This is a genomic window from Aeromonas sp. QDB39, assembly GCF_027707585.1.
Taxonomy (GTDB): domain Bacteria; phylum Pseudomonadota; class Gammaproteobacteria; order Enterobacterales; family Aeromonadaceae; genus Aeromonas; species Aeromonas hydrophila.
In genome coordinates this window covers 31,577-47,243 of the sequence record NZ_JAPCIV010000011.1, presented here as the reverse complement: position 1 = coordinate 47,243, position 15,667 = coordinate 31,577, and the positions used below count along the sequence as shown (strand labels likewise).

At 61.8% G+C, this 15,667-nt stretch carries 14 protein-coding genes and 2 tRNA genes; 7 read left to right on the top strand and 9 right to left on the bottom strand.

Going from position 1 to position 15,667, the window contains the following annotated elements; all coding sequences use genetic code 11:
- Positions 1–56: 56 nt before the first annotated feature.
- From PG899_RS08225 to PG899_RS08195, 7 genes are all read right to left on the bottom strand, one after another.
- Positions 57–1,352: a methyl-accepting chemotaxis protein gene (locus PG899_RS08225; RefSeq protein WP_190283972.1), complete on the bottom strand. Its 1,296-nt coding sequence runs from the start codon at positions 1,350–1,352 to the stop codon at positions 57–59.
- A gap of 193 nt (positions 1,353–1,545) precedes the next feature.
- The gene (locus PG899_RS08220) at positions 1,546–2,007 is read right to left on the bottom strand and encodes a GNAT family N-acetyltransferase (protein ID WP_190283971.1); all 462 of its coding nucleotides are present in this window, start codon (positions 2,005–2,007) and stop codon (positions 1,546–1,548) included.
- 78 nt (positions 2,008–2,085) lie between these two features.
- Complete coding sequence (locus PG899_RS08215; RefSeq protein WP_158196920.1) at positions 2,086–2,529, bottom strand: DoxX family protein; 444 nt, start codon at positions 2,527–2,529, stop codon at positions 2,086–2,088.
- A gap of 5 nt (positions 2,530–2,534) precedes the next feature.
- Positions 2,535–3,290 carry an HvfC/BufC N-terminal domain-containing protein gene (locus PG899_RS08210; RefSeq protein WP_190283970.1) on the bottom strand — a complete coding sequence of 252 codons (756 nt, stop codon included), beginning with the start codon at positions 3,288–3,290 and terminating at the stop codon, positions 2,535–2,537.
- Complete coding sequence (gene bufB / locus PG899_RS08205) at positions 3,283–4,131, bottom strand: MNIO family bufferin maturase (RefSeq protein WP_190283969.1); 849 nt, start codon at positions 4,129–4,131, stop codon at positions 3,283–3,285. Before bufB ends, PG899_RS08210 begins: the two co-directional genes overlap by 8 nt.
- A 71-nt stretch (positions 4,132–4,202) precedes the next feature.
- Positions 4,203–4,466: a BufA1 family periplasmic bufferin-type metallophore gene (locus PG899_RS08200; RefSeq protein WP_016351554.1), complete on the bottom strand. Its 264-nt coding sequence runs from the start codon at positions 4,464–4,466 to the stop codon at positions 4,203–4,205.
- A 358-nt stretch (positions 4,467–4,824) separates the two neighbouring features.
- A complete protein-coding gene (locus PG899_RS08195; protein ID WP_011706879.1) occupies positions 4,825–5,025 on the bottom strand; it encodes a YbfA family protein in 201 nt (66 codons plus the stop codon).
- A 214-nt stretch (positions 5,026–5,239) separates the two neighbouring features.
- Between PG899_RS08195 and PG899_RS08190 the strand changes: the two genes are divergently transcribed.
- A complete protein-coding gene (locus PG899_RS08190; RefSeq protein ID WP_190283968.1) occupies positions 5,240–5,533 on the top strand; it encodes a hypothetical protein in 294 nt (97 codons plus the stop codon).
- A gap of 62 nt (positions 5,534–5,595) precedes the next feature.
- Here the strand turns inward: PG899_RS08190 and PG899_RS08185 are convergent.
- Positions 5,596–5,669: transfer RNA gene (locus tag PG899_RS08185), tRNA-Cys, on the bottom strand.
- Positions 5,670–5,724: 55 nt separating this feature from the next.
- A tRNA-Gly gene (locus PG899_RS08180) sits at positions 5,725–5,800 on the bottom strand.
- Positions 5,801–6,049: 249 nt separating this feature from the next.
- On the opposite strand from PG899_RS08180, the gene PG899_RS08175 reads away from it, so the two are divergent.
- From PG899_RS08175 to PG899_RS08150, 6 genes are all read left to right on the top strand, one after another.
- Positions 6,050–9,487: a hybrid sensor histidine kinase/response regulator gene (locus PG899_RS08175; protein WP_270697331.1), complete on the top strand. Its 3,438-nt coding sequence runs from the start codon at positions 6,050–6,052 to the stop codon at positions 9,485–9,487.
- 402 nt (positions 9,488–9,889) lie between these two features.
- Positions 9,890–11,575: an ABC transporter substrate-binding protein gene (locus tag PG899_RS08170; protein WP_043160064.1), complete on the top strand. Its 1,686-nt coding sequence runs from the start codon at positions 9,890–9,892 to the stop codon at positions 11,573–11,575.
- A gap of 117 nt (positions 11,576–11,692) precedes the next feature.
- Entirely contained in the window at positions 11,693–12,676 is a 984-nt protein-coding gene (locus PG899_RS08165) for an ABC transporter permease (protein WP_190283967.1), read from the top strand.
- 1 nt (position 12,677) lies between these two features.
- Entirely contained in the window at positions 12,678–13,598 is a 921-nt protein-coding gene (locus tag PG899_RS08160) for an ABC transporter permease (RefSeq protein WP_011706884.1), read from the top strand.
- Positions 13,595–14,617 carry an ABC transporter ATP-binding protein gene (locus PG899_RS08155; RefSeq protein WP_011706885.1) on the top strand — a complete coding sequence of 341 codons (1,023 nt, stop codon included), beginning with the start codon at positions 13,595–13,597 and terminating at the stop codon, positions 14,615–14,617. Before PG899_RS08160 ends, PG899_RS08155 begins: the two co-directional genes overlap by 4 nt.
- An 11-nt stretch (positions 14,618–14,628) precedes the next feature.
- Positions 14,629–15,621, top strand: coding sequence for an ABC transporter ATP-binding protein (locus PG899_RS08150; protein ID WP_016351558.1), 993 nt, complete (start codon positions 14,629–14,631; stop codon positions 15,619–15,621).
- The last annotated feature ends 46 nt before the right edge of the window (positions 15,622–15,667 follow it).

The following is a 15,667-nucleotide window of genomic DNA, read 5'->3' as shown; positions in this document are numbered from 1 at the left end:
GAAATAACGGCCAGGATGACAGCCTGCCTCTCACGAGGCAGGCCCCCTGAACGGCATCAGATGGAGAGGCTGGAGACGGTCGCCGAGACATTGTTGGCCTCCTGCCGGATCTCCGCCATCACCTCGTTGACCTTGTCGATCTGCTGCTTGCCGAGCTCGGCGCTGCCGGCCACCCTGGCCATGTCGTCGGTCACCCTGGCGGTCAGCTCACGGTTCTTCTGCACCACCTTGGCAATCTCGTCGGTGGAGAGCGACGTGCGCGCCGCCAGCTGGCGCACCTCATCGGCTACCACTGCGAAACCGCGTCCCTGATCCCCGGCCCTAGCCGCCTCGATGGCCGCATTGAGGGCCAGCAGATTGGTCTGATCGGCGATGCTGCTGATGGTGGAGACGATGGCCTCGATGTTTTTGGACTGCTCGTTGAGCTGGTTGATGAGCAGTATGGTCTTGTCCACCTGCTCGCTGATGAGCGACGAGGTGTCCACCACAGAGCACAGCAGATCCGCCCCCTGCTCGGCACTGCGCAGGGTCTCCTGCGCCGTGGCATGAGCCACCTGGGCTGCATCGCGCACCGCATGGCTCTTGGTGACCCGCTCGGTGATGTCGCTGGCAAACTTGATGACCCGGCTCACCTTGCCGCTCTCGTCGCGGATCGGGTTGTAGGTGGCCTCCAGCCAGATCGCCTCGCCGTGGCTGTTGCGCCGCAAGAAGAGCCCGGACTTGAACTGGCCCTGAGCCAGCTCCTCCCAGAAGCGGGGGTTCTCTTCATAGAAGGCGTCATCGCAGAACATGCGGTGATTGCGTCCCTTGAGATCGCTCAAGGTATATCCGACACAGCTCAGGAAGTTGGCGTTGGCCGAAATGATGTCGCCATTGGGGGTGAACTCGATCATCGCCAGCGAACGTTCCAGCGCCTTGGTGACCGCTTCCTGACGCAGCAATTGCTGATGCTTGGCGGTAACGTCGCTGGCGATCTTGATCACCTGAGTCACCCGTCCCTGCGACTTGACCGGGAAGTAGCTCGCCTCCAGCCAGACCACCTCGCCCCGCTTGTTGAGACGCGAGAAGATGCCGGACTTGACCCGGCCCTGCTTGAGCTGGGCCCAGAACTGCTGGTAATCGGCAGAGCGAGCCAGCTCCGGGCTGCAAAACATTCGGTGGTGCTGCTCCTGCAACTCCATCGCGCTGTAACCCATCAGGTTCAAGAATGGCTGGTTGGCCTCCAGGATCTCTCCATCCGGGGTGAACATGATGGTTGCGATCCCTTCCTTGACCGCCTCCACGAAGCCCTGGGATTCGGCCAGCTGTGCCTGGCAGGCCTGCAACTGCGCCTTCAGCTTGTTGTTGAACATGGATGTCATACCTCTGTACTGACAAGGTGGATACGGGCACAAGGCTCGGCGCTGGGTAAACCGTCACGAGCCTGTTGAGGCTGATCTTAGTTGAGCACCGTGGTGCGATCAGAATTCGGCCGATATTTTGCCACAGCCGACGAGGGGCTCGCAGTGCAGCCTGCGCCTGATACGTGCAAGGCCCGGCGAGGGATCACCCGGGCTGCCACTCCAGATAAGCGGGATTGGCCACAAAACCGATCCGCTCATAGAGCGGGCGCCCCTCGTCGCTGGCATGCAGCCAGACCCGGCCCAGCTGCTGCGCTTTGGCATAGTCCGCCATCTGATCCAGCAGGGCGCCGGCCACCCCCTGCCGGCGGTGGGCCGGCAGGGTATACATGTTGAGCAGATAACCCTCCCTTCCCGCCAAGTTGCCGGGATAAGGCGGGCGCACGAAGAGGGCCAGGGTCGCACTCGCCACCACCTCGCCATCCACTTCCGCCACCCAGGAGCGGGCGCTCTCCTCGGCCTGCGCCGTGCTGAAGTAACGGCTGGTCGCCTGCCAGAGATCCAGGTCGGCCAGCGGTTCGCTCAGCTCCCCCACCTCGCAAAACAGCGCCATGCGCAGGGTCACCAGCGCGGGAATGTCTGTCTGCGTTGCCTGACGGATGATCATCGGCGCTTCTCCTTGTGACGTTCGTTGAGGTGAACAGGCCCCCCGCGGGCGCCTGAACAAAGCGCCAGTGTGGAGACTTCACGCCCGCCTGGCAAGGCGCCACTGGTCCCAGGCCAGCGGCCCCGCCCCCCAGACGACCAGGGTCAGCAGCATCCAGCCCCACAGCTGGTGATCGTAAAAACCGCCGGCCCAGAGGGTGGGATAGGAGATCACCGCCACCATGTTGAAGGCAAACAACAGGGCGGCGACCGGTCGGGTAAAGAGCCCGACCAGCAGCAGCACCGGCAGCAGCAGCTCGGTGGCCGTGCCAAGCCAGGCCGCCCACTGCCAGGGCAGCAGGGGCACCTGATACTCGAACTCGAACAGATAGAGGGTGCTGTCCCAGGCGCTCAGCTTGAGCCAGCCGGAACGAAAGAAGGCCGCCGCCGCCCAGCACCTGGCCAGCAGCAACAGGGCGCCGCTCAGCCACCAGGGAACAGCGGGGCCCACCGGTTGCATCAGTGTCCACTTGTGATTTGTCATCGAATTTACTCCAGCGTTGAGGTCACATCGACCAGCAGGCCCAGGGTGACGAGGCGAGTCAGAGACTCTGCAGCCTGCGAGTCCCACGCCAGCAGGGCCGACAGGGCAATGCCTTGGCGGCAGCCATCCAGCAGGCGCCACTCTCCTTCGCTCAGGCTCAGCGGCAATACCCGGCAATCGGGCTGTTTCTTGAGGGCTAGCCAGGCGGGAGCCGCCAGATCCTGCACTGTCTCGCCCTCGTGCAGGGCCATCTGCCAGAGGGCATCCACCGGGCGCGGGCTGTCGAACAGACACAGATCGCAGGCCGGGATCAGCACCAGCGTCTGCCAGGCCGCTGGCGACAGGGCGGCCACCCGCTCGGCCGGCCAGTGGCGCCCCTCGGCAGCCAGCAAACTGGTGCGCTCCAGTGCCCACTCGAAGCGGGCCAGCTCCCCCAGCCAGGGCAGATTTGCGGTGGTCGGCAGCCGGGCAAGCCAGTCGCCAAAGCCGGCGCCGTAATGCATCACGCTCCCTTCGCAGAGCGGCTCTGCCAGCACGAAGCTGCGCGCCGCGGCGTCGAAAAACGCCTCCCCCACCATGGCTTTGACGGCTGGATAGCTGCCCGCCAGCACCTCGCCAAGGCTCAGGATGAAGTGGTTGCGATAGACCTGCAGTACGGCATCCGCCGTAAAGAGACGGGAGTGGATGTGGGGCAGAATGGCCTCGCTCTGGCCAAGCAGCCCCTCGGCAAACTGCTGCTGCCGGCAAGCCAGTTCAGACATGGGCAGCCTCCGGCACAAGATGGGTGGCCATGGCGGCGTCCAGCATGGCGCTCGCGCGCTCGGCCTCCGCCAACAGCACGGGGAGCGGCGGTATCTCGAGATCCCACTCGATCAGGGTGGGAATGGCGCGCTGGCGGCAGATCTCCTCATAGAGGGCCCACACAGGTTCGCTCACCGGCGCGCTGTGGGTATCGATATAGAGGTGCCCCTGCGGCAGGGACTGATCGGTAAAACCGGCCAGGTGAATTTCGCCCACCGTAGCGATGTCGATGGCGGCCAGATAGTCGCGGCATGCAAAGCCGTGGTTGAAGGCACTGACGTAGAGGTTGTTGAGATCGAGCAGGATGGCGCAGTCGCTGCGTCGCTGCAGCTCCGCCAGAAACTCCCACTCCGGCATCTCCCCCGCCAGTTGCAGGTATGAAGAGGGATTCTCGATCAGCAGCCGGCAGCCGAGCGCCTCCTGCACCTGCATGATCTTGTCGCTCATGCTGAGCAGGCTCTCCCGGGTATAGGGGACCGGCAGCAGATCGTTGAAGTGGCGCCCCCCAATACTGCCCCAGCTAAGGTGTTCTGAAATACGCACCGGTTTGATGGCGCGGGCCAGCGCCGAGAGGCTGGCGAGGTGATCAAGGTCGAGTGCATCGGCCGAGCCCAGCGACATGCCGACGCCGTGCAGGCTGACGGGATAGTGCCTGGCCAGCTCGCTCAGCACCTGAAAACCCCGGCTGTGACGTTCAAAGTAATTTTCGCTGTGCACCTCCAGCCAGCCAACCGCCGGCAGGGTGCGCAATATCTCGTCGTAATGGGGCGTGCGCAATCCAATACCAATCAAGGGGTTCATCGCAAAGCCTCGCTGCAAACCAGCCAAAAGAAGGCCACGGTGCCCCTGAGGCAACACCGTGGCACCCAGCCTTACTTGGGTTGCAGCGAGCCGCCTGCCAGCTTCTCGCACAGCCCCTTTGGCACCACTACGAAGGCGTCACCCTGGGCATCCATCTTGGCGGTACCGGCGCAGGAGCTGGTCTTGGTCGCGCAGTCGTTCTTGCTCGCCTTCACCACCCCGTAGCACTTCTCCTTCTCATCGGCCGCCATGGCAGGGGCGGCGACGAACTGGGCGCCGAGGGCCAGCAGACCGGTCATGGCGGAGGCGATGGCAGTGCTCTTTTTAACGTTCATTTTCTGTTCCTTCTGATTGTGTGTGGTGTGCCCGATCGGTCACGACCGGATGCCCTCCATAGAACCGGAGCGCCGGCAAATTGATTTCAAAAAAAATGCAAAATCGGCACATCTATAAAAAACACAATTGACAACAGGCTGTTTTTAAAGGGTTATTTCATTCACCTTTCAAATGCTCTTTCGCCATGCAGATGTGTTCTACGCCACTCTGCCGCCGCCAATACCCGAGATGCAGGCAATAAAAAACCCCGCTAGAGGGCGGGGTCTGATTGGCACGATACAACCGTGCGGGCATCGGCGGTCGATACTTAATGACAAGAAAGACAGCCGCAGCTGTCTTTTTCAATTGAAACCTGACTTAGTAGAAGATCCGCTCGCCACGCTCGCTCATCTTGAGCCATACCGGCTTGGTGCTGGTCTTGTTCCAGATCCGGTGCAGATAGCTGTAGAAACGGGCCCGATCGCTGCGAAACAGCATCACCGGGAAAGCCAGCATACCCACCAGCAGCACATAGATGCGACGAAGAATTATCTGAGTCAGGGAATAGGGATGAAACATGATAGAACTCCTTACTGGTAAGACCACTGAGCAAAGATTACTCCACAATTTGTAGGATTACTACACCAAGATTCCCATTTTTTTGCAAAAAGATCCCTTAAAAGCCTTAAAGTGAAATTTGGTTACATCTATTAACTTACAGGCAACAAAAGCTGGCAAAGCAGCTCCCGTCGACCAGATTTAATGAGTTGGCACTCAAGATGGAGTCGGTGCGATGAAACCCGCAGAAATGGCGATCATAGGGATACTGGGCCTGCTGCTCTGGTCGGAATGGCAGGATTGGCAGCTCAACCAGGCCGACAGCATCACGCTGGCCTACAAGGGAGCGCCGACTGTCAGCATGTGGCAATGCGGCCAGTTGAAACAGAAGATAATGGATGTGACCGAACACTCGGCCGAAGTGCAGTTTCAATACCGGGGACAGGATCTGACGCAGGTCAACCGCTATCTGGAACGGGAGTGGCAGCAACAGGGCTGTGAGCAGCTGTTGTTGCAGCAAGGATATTGAGCAGAGTGATCCACACTGGGCTGGTGTGATGAAATGCTTTAAGAAATGAAACGAGGAGAAGATGGAGGCACGTTCCGGAGTCGAACCGGACTAAACGGATTTGCAATCCGCTGCATAACCGCTTTGCTAACGCGCCATGCTGACAAGGCATTGCCTTGAAAGTGATATCCATGATTGGTGCCATGGAAAATTGGAGCGGGAAACGAGACTCGAACTCGCGACCCCGACCTTGGCAAGGTCGTGCTCTACCAACTGAGCTATTCCCGCCTGTACTGCTTGCTGCCAGTTACCTGACAACGAGGCGCATTATACGTACCCCGAGCGCGGGCACAACCCTTTTTTCGCACTTTGAGCCCTTTCCCGTGCTGTTTGCTCAGGGTTTAGACGGCTTGCCCAAAAAATCCGCACCAGGCTGTGACCCCACAGGCGAATTTGAGATAAAGTCATTGAAATGATTAGCCTTTAGTCAGAGACTTGCTGCGGTTAGTAACCGGATTCTCAATTGAAAATCACCCGATGAAATGGATCTTCAAGCCCCGTGGGCTCAGGCCGCAGCTGATGCTGGCATTTTTCATGCTAGCCATGGTGCCCTTCCTGGTCGTCACCCTGTTTTTCCTCTATAGCCACGGCAAGGATCTCACCACCCAGACTTCCAACCATCTGGTTTCCGTTCGCAACATCAAGAAGAACCAGCTGGAAGACTATTTCGGCAACCTCAAAGAGCAGATCATCAACTTCTCCCAGCAGGATTTTGCCGGCAACAGTATCGGTCGCTTCTACGGCTTCACCGGTGCCTTCGAGAAACTCGGCACCACACCGCAGGAGGCCCGTGCCCGTGCCCAGGCCCGCTATGTGCCGGGCTCCTGGGATCAGCTGCAAAAACCCGACAGCACCAGCGACATCGAACCCTCCATCAGCGCCCTGATCCTGGCGGACGAGATGTACGGCCGGGTGCACCAGCGCTTTCACCGCGGCTACGCCGACATGGTGCGCAAGTCCAACTACAGCGACATCTTTCTCATCGATCTCAACGGCGACGTGGTCTATTCGGTCACCAAGCACGCCAACTTCGCCACCAACCTGCTCTCCGGCCCCTACCAGTCGAGCGGCCTTGGCAGCACCTTCGCCAAGATCAAGCGGCGCCTCGACGGCGGCCAGAAGCCGCAGCAGATCTTCGAGTTCACCGATTTTGGCCGCAACGAGCTGACCGGCCAGGTGGTCGCCTACATGGCGGCTCCCGTGATGCAGTACGACTATGTGCGCGGCGTGGTGATCTTCGAGCTGCTGCCTGACAAGCTCAACCAGATCATGGCGGAGCGGGAAGGGCTCGGCGAGACCGGCGAGACCATCCTCATCGGCCCGGACAAGCGGATGCGGGCCAACGCCTGGCTGGCGCCTGAATTCAGCGTGGAGAATAGCTTTAGCCCCAACTTCCGGCCGCTGCAGACCCCGCTGGTGGTCAAGGCACTCTCTGGCGAGCAGGGGGTCGGGCTGTTTCGCTCTTATCACGATGACGAAGTGTTGGCCGCCTACACCCAGGTGAAGGTGTTCGACACCGAGTGGGCCTTCATCGCCGAGATCTCCACCAGCGAGGCCTATCGCCCCATCCGCCAGCTGGAGACCCTGGTGATCCTGCTGGGGGCCGGCTCATTGCTGCTGCTGATCCTCTTCTCCCGCTGGCTCTCCCACTCCATCACGGCACCGCTGCGCTCCCTCACCGCCGCCGCCGAGCAGGTGGCCGACGGTGCGCTGGATCACCCCATCGCCATCGAACGCACCGATGACGACATCGACCGGCTCGCCCAGGCGTTTCGCCACATGCAGCGCTCGGTGAAGGACAAGATCGAACTCATCGAACGCCAGACCCAGGAGCTGCAGCAGCAGGTCAAGCTGACCCACAAGCAGAACCTCAGTCTGCAGCAGGCGGACAAGCTCAAGGATGAGCTGCTGGCCAACACCTCCCACGAGCTGCGCACCCCCATTCACGGCATCAAGGGGATGGCCGAGTCCATGCTCGCCAGCCAGCAGGACTTGACCGAAGGGCAGCAAAAACAGCTGGGGCTCATCATCAAGAGCGCCGACGGCCTGGCCCGGCTGGTGGACGATCTGCTCGACTACCACCAGATGCGCTACGGCCAGCTGGAGATCCACCCCCAGCCGGTCTCCTCCAAGGGGGTCATTAGGCTGGTGCTGGATCTCTGCCAGCACCTGGTGCAGGCCAAGCCCCTGACTCTGGTGGACATCAGCCCGGTGGAGCTGCCGCCGGTGCTGGCCGACGAGCAGCGGCTCGAGCAGGTGCTCTACAACCTGGTGGGCAACGCCATCAAATACACCCCGCAGGGCAAGGTGGTGCTGAGCGCCCTGGTGGAGGGCAACTTCTTGCGCATCAAGGTGACCGACACCGGCATCGGCATAGCCCCGGATCACCTGGAGCACATCTTCGAGCCGCTGGTGCAGATGAGCCCGGAGGTCAGCAAGCAGGGGGCCGGCCTTGGCCTCTCCATCACCCGCCAGCTGGTGCACCTGATGGGGGGCGAGCTGTTCGTGGAGAGCGAGCCGAGCGTCGGCTCCACCTTCGCCTTCACCCTGCCGCTCGCCAGCGGCAAGGCGGGCAGCCTGACCCTCGACAGCCGCCAGATCGAACACCAGCTGGTGCGCCAGCAGCCGCTGATCCTGCCGGACTGGGAGAGCGATGACCTCCCGCCTCCCCCCGAGGATGCCCCCCTCATCCTGGTGGTGGACGACGAGCCCATCAATTTGCACATCCTGCGCCACCTGCTGCAGCCCTGCGGTTATCGCATCCTGCCCAGCAGCGACGGCCACGATGCGCTGGCCAAGCTGGCTCAGGAGCCGGTCGACCTCATCCTGCTGGACGTGATGATGCCCACCCTCTCCGGTTTCGACGTCTGCCGCCGGCTGCGCCAGCAGCACCCCAAGGAGAAGCTGCCGGTACTGCTGCTCACCGCCCTCAACCAGCCCAAGGACATCGAGGAGGGCTTCAACGCCGGCGCCAACGACTATCTGGTGAAACCCTTCTGCAAGGAGGAGCTGTTCGCCCGGGTCAGAGCCCTGCTGGAAGCCTGCGCCGGGCGCGCCTCTCTGGTGGAGAACCGCCTTCTCAAACAGGAGATAGAGCACCGTCTGCTGCTGCAGGAGCAGCTGCATCAGGATCAGGAGCGGCTGCTGGGTCTGCTCGGCGAAGGGGCCGACCCCATGGTGTTCATCGATGGCCAGGGCACAGTGCTATTCGCCTCGCGCGCGCTGGCCCGCCTGCTGGGCCAGGAGCCGGAAGCCATGGAGGGGCAACCGCTGGACGACTGGCTGGCCAGCCCGCTGACCAGCCAGTGGCCCGATCTGCACGATCGGGGGGAGCAGCAGCTGGCGTTTCTGGTGGCCGGTCAAAAAGACGAGCTCAATGCCCGCGCCCTGCCCATCAGCCTGGGAGGCCAGGCCGCCTTCGCCCTCACCCTCAGCACCGAACTGCGGCAGGACGAGAACCGGGTGATGGCGCTGGAGAACGCCCTCAAGAGCCTGTCACGCCAGGCCATCATCGAGGATGGCCAGCTACTGGGCGAGCTGAGCCGGCTGGGCGGGGAGTTCCGCTCGCTCGCCGACGACCTCATCCGCCAGCAGGATGACGAGCCCTTGCGCCGCGCCTTGGTGGACACCATGCGACTCACCCTGGATGCCTGGCAGCAGAGCACTGGCAAGGGCAAGATAGTGCTGGCCGAGAAGAGCAAGCTGTGGCGGGTCTACATGGACCGCTCCAGCCCGCAGACCCGCACCCTCGACAAGTACCTGAGCCTGGATACCCTGCCCAAGGCGCCACGCTGGAAGACGGTGGTCGCCACCGCCGAGTATGTGCTGAGCCACAGCCCGCTCAACGAGGCCCAGCGCCAGCAGCTGCACCACAGCGCCCAGACCCTGCGTCAGCTCGCCAACCGCAAGCCCTGATATCCACCGCCCAATCTGCGCCCTGGCTCACACTTGCCGGGGCGGTTTTTTTTTGTGCAGAATTAAGCCTTCGCCATACGTCAAAACGAGAGCCGATCCAATTCACACAATTGTCATGGAAGGTCGATTGACAGGGACTTATTACGCCAAAGCAATTAACATAACCTGATGATTTAAATCGAGTTAAAAGCGGTTTTGACGAAATTGACGTGAGGGCGTCGATTTTTACGATATCGACGATCTGAACAGTTGTTGTTTTCCTGTTAACTCTGCTTTGCTAGGGACGTTGGATGACACAACTACAAGGGTGCAAAACCTGGCCAACATTGAGGGCCGACCTCCCCAGCATGCGAAGTCGGTGCTCAAATCCAAACAAGGAATATAAATAAGAAAGGAAATAATATGCTTGCCAAAGTATCCAAAATCTCTACTGCTGTAATGCTGGGCACCATGATGCTTGCCGGCGCTGCCGGCAACGCCATGGCGGCCGACAACAAGACGGTGCTGACCCTGGTCGCACAACAGGAGACCGCGTGGGTCAAGAACTTCAACCCCTTCCTGCAAGCGGGTCTGTTGCACACCACTCGTCACTTCATCTATGAACCGCTGGTGATCTTCAACGATATGCAGGGTGGCAAACCCGTCTATCGTCTGGCCACCCACTACGAGTTCAGCAAGGACCTCAAGTCCGTCACCTTCGATCTGCGTGACGGTGTGAAGTGGTCGGACGGTCAGCCTTTTACCGCCGATGACATCCTGTTCTCCTTCAATCTGGTCAAGGCCAACAAGGCGCTGGACGAGCGCTCAATCTGGACCCAGATCAAGAGCGTCGAGAAGCTGGCCCCCAACAAGGTCAAGTTCGACCTGACCGACGTCAACACCAACGTGGTGAACGATCTGGTACTGGTACCCATCGTGCCCGAACACCAGTGGAAATCGGTGAAAGACCCGGTCGCCTTCACCAACGACAAGCCGGTCGGCACCGGTCCCTTCACCGAAGTGGACAACTTCTCCGCCCAGCTCTACACCCAGTGCCGCAACCCGCACTACTGGGACAACGCCAACCTCTCCATCGACTGCCTGCGCATGCCGCAGATGGCCACCAACGACCAGGTACTGGCCGCAGTGATGAAGGGTGACGTGGACTGGTTCGGCTCCTTCGTGCCGGACATCGAGCGCCTCTACGTCGGCAACGATCCGAAGAACAACAAGTACTGGTTCCCGGCCTCCGGCACGGTGGCGTTCAACGTCAACTTCCAGGCCAAGAAACCGGGCAACCACGAAGCCTTCAACGACATCAACTTCCGTCGCGCCTTCTCCATGGCGATGGATCGCCAGTCCATGGTGGATATCGCGGGCTACGGCTACCCGACCGTCAACGAGTACCCGTCAGGGCTCGGCAAAGCCTTTGACTCCTGGAACAACCCGGAAGTGGACAAGAAGTACGGCAAGTACAACAAGTTCGATCTGGAAGGCGCCAAGGCCCTGCTGAAGCAGGCCGGCTATAAGGATTGTGACGGCGACAAGTTCCTCGACACCCCCACCTGCCAGAAGATCGAGTTCAAGGTGCTGGTACCGAACGGCTGGACCGACTGGGTCAACACCGCACAGATCGGCGTGGAAGGGCTGCAGGCACTGGGTCTGAACGCCAAGACCGCCACCCCGGAAGCCACCGTCTGGACTGAAAACCTCATCACCGGTGACTTCGACGTCGCCCTGCAGGGTTACTTTGCCGGTGCCAACCCGCACAAGTACTTCGAGACGGCTTTCCACTCCCGCAACATGGGTGAGCGCGGCAACCGCTTTGCGGCGCCCCGCTACAAGGATCCGGCGCTGGACAAGCTGATCGACGACTTCACCCAGACCGCCGATGCCGCCAAGCAGAAGGAGATCATGTTCGAGATCCAGGACAGGGTCGGTGCCAACCAGACCATCATCCCGGTGTTCAACAACCCGACCTGGTACGAATACAGCACCAAGCGTTTCCACGGCTGGTTCAGTGCCGACAACCCGGTCGCCAAGCCGCAGGTTCACCCGGACACCCCGGAGCGTCTGCTGCACGTGTTGTCACTCAAGCCGAACAGCTAATCAATCCCGGCCCCCTGCGGGGGGCCCTCTTCCCCGCCCATCCCCCTTTTCCCGGCTCTGCCGGGGTTGGGGTAACTATGCCCGGCGCGGGGCGGACCAGCAGTAAAAGGTATCATCATGGGATTCATACTGAGACGCTTTTCCTTCTATCTGGTCGCCTTTCTGGTGGCCGCCACCATCAACTTCCTGCTACCCAGAGCCATGCCGGGGGATCCCGTCTCCGTCATGTTTGCCCGGGCCGGCGCCATGATGGAACCCGCCGCCCTAGAAGCCCTCAAGGCCACCTTCGGGTTCGTGGACGGCCCCATCGGCACCCAATTTCTCACCTATGTGAAGAGTGTCTTCACCTGGGATCTCGGCACCTCGGTGCGCTACTACCCCCAACCGGTCGCCGACGTGCTCGGCCGCGCCATCGGCTGGACCCTGTTCCTGGTGGGCACCTCCACCATTCTGAGCTTCTCCATCGGTTCCATCGTCGGCATCTTCGCCGCCTGGCACCGGGGTGGACGCATGGACAGCTTCCTCTCCCCACTCACCCTGGTGATGCAGGCCATTCCGCCGGTGGTCATCTCGCTGCTGGCGCTCTTCCTGTTCGGGGTGAGCCTGGAGTGGCTGCCCATCGGCTACGCCTACAGCCCGGAGATCAAGCCTGACTGGGGCTGGGAGCACATCAAGAGCATCCTGACCCACGCCATCATGCCGGTAGGCACCCTGGCCATGGTGCAGGTGGGGGGCTTTCTCATCACCATGCGCAACAACATGATCAACCTGCTCGGCGAGGACTACATCACCATGGCCAAGGCCAAGGGGCTCTCCAGCAACCGGGTGATCTTCAACTACGGCGCCCGCAACGCCATCTTGCCGAGCGTCACCGCCCTCTCCATGGCGCTGGGCTTCGTCATCGGCGGATCTCTCATCACCGAGGTGATCTTCAACTACCCGGGACTGGGTCTGACCCTCTATCAGGGCATTCTGGCCCGCGACTACCCGCTCATTCAGGGGCAGCTGCTCATCATGACCATCACCATGCTCAGCTTCAACTTCCTGGCCGACGTGCTCTACGTCTTCCTGGATCCCCGTCTGCGTACCGGAGACAAATAAGATGCGCATGCCGACTATTCTGAAAATCCTGCTGGGCAACAAGAAGGCCGCCTGCGGCCTCTTCATCGTGGTCAGCTTCGTGCTGATGGCGCTGTTCGCCCCGCTGCTGGCCAGCTACGAGCCGACCAAGCGGGTCTCCCGCCCGCACCAGCCGCCCAGTGCCGAGTACGTGATGGGCACCACCCGCATGGGTCACGACATCTGGGCCCAGTTCACCAACGGCGCCCGCATCTCCCTGATGGTGGGCTTCGGTGCCGGCATTCTGGTGTGCGCCCTCGCCATCACGGTCGGCATCACCGCCGGCTACTTCGGCGGCGTCATAGACGAGTGCCTCACCTTCCTGATGAACGTGGTGCTGGTGATCCCCAACCTCCCCTTGCTGCTGGTGCTGGCAAGCTTTATCGGGGAGGCGTCACCGACGGTGATCGCGCTCATCATAGGCTTTACCTCCTGGGCCTATGGCGCGCGCGTCATCCGGGCCCAGACTCTGGCGCTGCGCGAAAAAGAGTTCGTCATCGCCGCCGAGGTGCTGGGCGAGCCGGCCTGGCGCATCATCCTGGTGGAAATTCTGCCGAACCTTATCTCCATCATCGGGGTGAGCTTCATCGGCTCCATCATCTACGCCATCGTTACCGAGGCGACCCTGGAGTTCCTCGGCCTGGGCGACCCCACCGTCGTGAGCTGGGGCATCATGCTCTACAACGCCCAGACCTCGAGCGCCATCCTGGTCGGCGCCTGGTGGGAGATCCTGGCCCCCTGCTTCGCCATCGCAACGCTCGGTGCCGGCCTGGCCCTGCTCAACTTCGCCATCGACGAAATCGCCAACCCGCAGCTGCGCTCCCACAAGGGGCTCAATCGCTGGAAGAAACTCGCCGCCCCCGTCACCACGCCGGTGCCGGCCGTACAGGAGAAGACAGCATGAGATCGCAACAACCCCTGCTGTCGGTACGCAACCTCTGCGTCGACTACATCACCGAGAACGGCGACGTGCGCGCCGTCAACTCGGTCAGCTTCGACATCGCCCCCGGTGAAGTGTTCGGCCTGGCCGGCGAGTCGGGCTGCGGCAAGTCCACCGTCGCCTTCTCGGTGGCGCGGCTGCACAAGCCGCCCGCCTACATCAGCGGTGGCGAGATCCTGTTCAAGGGGGAGAACATCCTCCATTACGGCGACGAGCGCCTGCGATCCTACCGCTGGCAGCAGGTGTCGGTGGTGTTCCAGTCCGCCATGAATGCGCTCAACCCCGTGCTTCGCATGGAGGAGCAGTTCTGCGACGTGCTGCTGGCCCACAACCCGGGGCTGACCCGCTACGAGGCGATCAAGCGCGCCCAGGAGCTGCTCGCCATCGTCGACATCCACCCGAGCCGGCTCAAGGACTACCCGCACCAGTTCTCCGGCGGCATGCGCCAGCGGCTGGTGATCGCCATCGCCATGGCGCTCAACCCTGAGCTGCTCATCATGGACGAGCCGACCACGGCGCTCGACGTGGTGGTGCAGCGGGAGATCCTGCAGAAGGTCTATGCGCTGAAAGAGAAGTTCAACTTCTCCATCCTGTTCATCACCCACGACCTCTCCTTGATGGTCGAGTTCTGCGATCGCATCGGCATCATGTATGCCGGTGAACTGGTGGAGGTGGCGCCGGCCAAAGCGATCCTGACCGCGCCGCTGCACCCCTATACCAAGGGGCTCGGCAACTCCTTCCCGCCTCTGCACGGCCCAAAAACCGTGCTGGAAGGGATCCCGGGCACCCCGCTCAACCTGCTGGAGGTGCCGGTGGGCTGCCGCTTTCAGGCCCGCTGCGCCAGGGTGCACGAGCGCTGCCGCCAGCAGTACACCAAACTGGCCGAGATCCGCCCCGGCCAACAAACCGCCTGCCACCTCTATGAGGCGCAGGATGAGCAACAAGATCCCCTGATCTATCTGGACAAGGCCGCTGGCTGTTAAGGATGTCTGTCATGCAAATCGCCCAAACCGACGCCCCCATCATCGAAGTCCAGCACCTCTACAAGGACTTCCCCGTCAACTCCAACGCCATCAAGAGCGGCAAGATGCGGGCCCTATCGGACATCACCTTCAACCTGCACCGGGGCCGCGCCCTGGCAGTGGTGGGGGAGTCCGGCTCCGGCAAGAGCACCATCGCCAAGATCATCGCCAAGATGTACAAGCTCTCTGGCGGCCGCATCCTCTATCGTGGCCGCGACCTCGAGGAGTTCAACAAGGGCACCGCCCTGCTCGACTACCGCCAGAGCGTGCAGATGGTGTGGCAAGATCCGTTCGGTTCGCTGAACCCGACCCACACCATCTACCACCACATCGCCCGCCCCCTGCTGCTGCACAGCAAGGTGATCGACAAGAAAGACCTGCCCGACATGGTCTATGGCCTGCTGGAGAAGGTGGGGCTCACCCCCGCCAAGGCCACCGCGGCCAAGTACCCGCACCAGCTCTCCGGCGGCCAGCGCCAGCGGGTCAACATCGCCCGCAACCTGGCGGTGGAGGCCGAAGTGGTGCTGGCGGACGAGCCCACCTCCATGCTCGACGTCTCCATTCGCATCGGCATCCTCAACCTGATGGAGCAGATGAAGGATGAGCTCGGGGTCTCCATGCTCTACATCACCCATGACATCGCCACCGCCCGCTACGTGGCCGAAGATCTGGCGGTGATGTACGTGGGCCACATGGTGGAGTGGGGCGAGGTGGACGAGATCCTGCACCACCCGCAACACCCCTACACCCAGCTGCTCATCTCGGCGGTGCCGGACCCCGAGAAGAGCATCCACGCCGAACTGGAGGGGGGTCGCAAGGGGGAGATCCCGCTCTGGACGCCGGAATCCTGCGGCTGCCCCTTCGCCGGGCGCTGCAATCAGGCGATGCCTCGCTGCAAGGAGACCCTGCCCCCCGTCAGCAAGCTCGCCGACAACCACTTCGTGCGCTGCTACCTCTACCAATGACAGACCGGCCGGACACGGCGTCCGGCCACGCCTCGCCACGGGGCCG